Source organism: Sheuella amnicola (assembly GCF_010499255.1).
Lineage (GTDB): Bacteria > Pseudomonadota > Gammaproteobacteria > Burkholderiales > Burkholderiaceae_B > Zwartia > Zwartia amnicola.
Genome location: NZ_JAAGRN010000019.1, coordinates 1 through 3,169 on the forward strand (window position 1 = coordinate 1; position 3,169 = coordinate 3,169).

1 protein-coding gene is annotated in these 3,169 nt (G+C 43.1%); it reads left to right on the plus strand.

Annotated features, from left to right (window positions below):
* The first annotated feature begins 248 nt into the window (after positions 1-248).
* Positions 249-3,050 (plus strand): bifunctional diguanylate cyclase/phosphodiesterase, encoded by a 2,802-nt coding sequence (locus G3I67_RS14775; RefSeq protein WP_163656332.1) that lies wholly within the window; start codon positions 249-251, stop codon positions 3,048-3,050.
* The last annotated feature ends 119 nt before the right edge of the window (positions 3,051-3,169 follow it).

The following is a 3,169-nucleotide window of genomic DNA, read 5'->3' on the forward strand; positions in this document are numbered from 1 at the left end:
GGAGCTACCCAGTCCAGAGGCGGAGGGGAAATAGATTTTTCTAGCATCTCAAGTGTCCATTAACTAATGGGCACTATGGTGACTAGATTTGAGAGAGATTTCTAGACGGTAGTGACCGGACCGTTACGTTAAAAGTAAATCTCAACATCTATTCTTGATCAACATTTGACGCCAATTCACAATCATTGGCTTGACAGAAGCTTTAAGGGCATTTTTGTGGAAACATCGTTTGATTTGCAGATTGAAGTATGACCGCCCGTATCAGCAAGAGATCATTGCCTGCAGCATGGAAGCGCACAGTTCGCAAATTTTCGTCTTATCGCGTCAAAACGATTTTACTTTTTCTGGTTGCTTTTCATCTAGTGCTGTTAACCTCAGCTCTCGCACTACTGACTTATCGTCAATATTCTGATGGTTTAATGCAAATCTCCAACACAGCTAAATTGCTGAGAGATTTTTCAACCAACGAAACGTACAAATTTATACAGCACACCAAATCTATTTTGGTTTCACTGTCGAAGCATCCCGTGACGCAGTCTCTCGATTCAGAAAACTGTAATTTGCTTTTTGCAAACCTGAACAATACCCACCAAGATTATGCAAACCTTCTGGTTCTGAACAATTCAGGAAAAGTAGTTTGCAGTGCAAAAGCAATCAAAAACAGCGGTGAAGTAGGTCCGGACCCAGCCTACTATTTTGACGAAACCGTTAGAACGCAACAATTCACCATTGGCAAACCTGCCAAAGGATTTATCACAGAGCGATGGGTATCAACGTTCGCACATCCGATCAAAGATCACGTCGATGCACTTCAAGGTGTTGTGGGAATTGCAGTAGACCTGCATCGATTGAACCTTTTCCCATCTGCGTTGAGTACGCCACCAGGAACTTACAGTGGAGTAATCAATCGCGCAGGAACAGTAGTTGCCGTCTCTCAAGATACTGAGAAGTTGGTCGGCAGCAAATTGTTGCATGACGCGGATAAGAAGCTATCCGAACTGAAATCCGATTCATTCGAAATGGTTGATTTCAACGGGGAAAAACGGTTAGTCAGTGTGGCCGCCATTCCAGAAACAGACTGGCTTTTCTTCGTATCTATAGACAAGGATGCTGTGCTGAACCCTGTTGTTCAGCTTGCGTTGAGAAGACTTTTTTTCATTTTACTGATGCTGATAGCACTGACCTATATTTCGATCCGTATCACTAACATCATCATCCGTCCTTTTGAATCCATTACCGATGTTCTTAATCGGTTAACCGCGGGTAAAAGTGAGTGGCGTGTTATTCCTAGTGGTCCATTTGAAATTCGACGCATAGCTTCAAAATTAAACGAGATGCTCGATGCTCGCCAGCTTGCGGCCCAGAAGTTACAGCAAAGTGAATCACGGTTTCGCACCACTTTTAAAACAAGCCCCGATTCCGTAGTGTTAACACGTCTTGATGATGGACGAATTGTTGATGTCAATGACAGATTTTTTCCAAGATCCGGCTGGACTAAAGAAGAGATCATAGGAAAAACAACTCATGAGCTAAAGATTTGGCGTTGGCCACATGAACGTGAAATCTTTGTTCAAACGATCAAAGAAAGGGGTGAATGCACAAATTTTGAAGCTGATTTTTTTTCCAAAGACGGTCAAATTTGGTCGGGCTTAATTTCTGCAAATCTCATTGATATCGAAGGCGTTCAGTGCATTCTTTCCATCACGAGGGATGTGACTGAAATCAAGAAGTCCCGGGACTTGATTAATTCGCTCTCATTTTTCGATTCATTAACCGAAATTCCAAACCGACGCTTGTTCATGGATCGACTGCATCAGTCCGTTGTTACATGCTCGAGAAACAAGAGATTTGGTGCCCTGGCATATATCGACATCGATCACTTCAAAAATGTGAACGAAACCTTAGGCCAGGAAGGTGGAGATGCAATTCTCAAAAAGATAGCACTACGATTACAACAATATTTGAATCCAGGAGATAGCATCGCTCGAATCAGTGGTGATGAGTTTGCTGTTCTGATGATTGATATTGATAAAGAATCAACAATTGCTGATTCTAAGTCACGAAAGATATGCGAAAAAATACGGCAGAAAATAGCTGAGCCCTATTGGCTGGGCGACACTGAATGCAATTTGACGGCTAGTATCGGAATTACGCTTCTGGGTATTGAGCAAGACGATGCAACACACGCTCTTCGCCGCGCAGAGCTCGCTATGCAACATGTCAAAGCTAATAGCCGCGGTGAATCATGTATGTTCACACAAAACATGCTGGTAACCTCTAGGACAAATGCCCATCTGATTGAGGATTTGCGTAAAGCAATCTCCAGAAAGCAGCTCGTTCTCCATTATCAGCCCCAGGTAGATCGCTCTGGGAAGGTCTTCGGCGTTGAGGCACTGCTGCGTTGGCACATCCCAACTCAAGGATTTATTTCACCAAATGATTTTGTACCGTTGGCAGAAGACAGTGGTCTGATTATTCCACTAGGCCAATGGGTCGTGAATACTGCATGCCAACAAATTCAAAAATGGTCGCAAATTCCCTCTCTTTCGCATGTCATTGTCGCAGTCAACATCAGTGCTAAACAATTTCATCAGAATGATTTTGTCGATCAGGTCTTGTCTGCATTGAAGAAAAGTGGTGCAAATCCTGAGCGTCTCAGACTTGAGCTCACTGAAAACATCATGGTCGCAGACCTGAGCAGTGTGAGATTAAAAATGAATCAGCTCAAGGCAGTGGGGGTGACTCTTTCCCTTGACGACTTTGGGACTGGCTACTCATCTCTCGGGTATCTTAAGCGCTTACCCTTTGATGAAATCAAAATTGACCAAAGTTTTGTACATGACATCCTTAATGACGCTAGCAACTCCGCGATCGCAAAAATGATTATCAACCTTGCATCAAATATGAACTTGAGTCTGATCGCCGAAGGCGTCGAAACAAAGTCACAGGTTGATGTGCTCACGAATCTCGGGTGTCACTATTTTCAAGGATATCTTTTCAGCAAACCAATACCTTCAAAGGATTTCGAATCTCTGGCTCTTTATCATTAACGGGGGACAACGGTATTCATTAAACTTGTTTTTGCGAAGAAACATCTTTAATGGAGATCATACCGATGTCCCAAGTCGATTCTATCCTAGGCTTACCTGGTTTAGCCATACAGAGAGTA

What these genes read in the sequence shown, in the direction of transcription:
- G3I67_RS14775 (WP_163656332.1), top strand. Translation starts at nt 249, where the DNA reads ATGACCGCCCGTATCAGCAAGAGATCATTGCCTGCAGCATGGAAGCGC.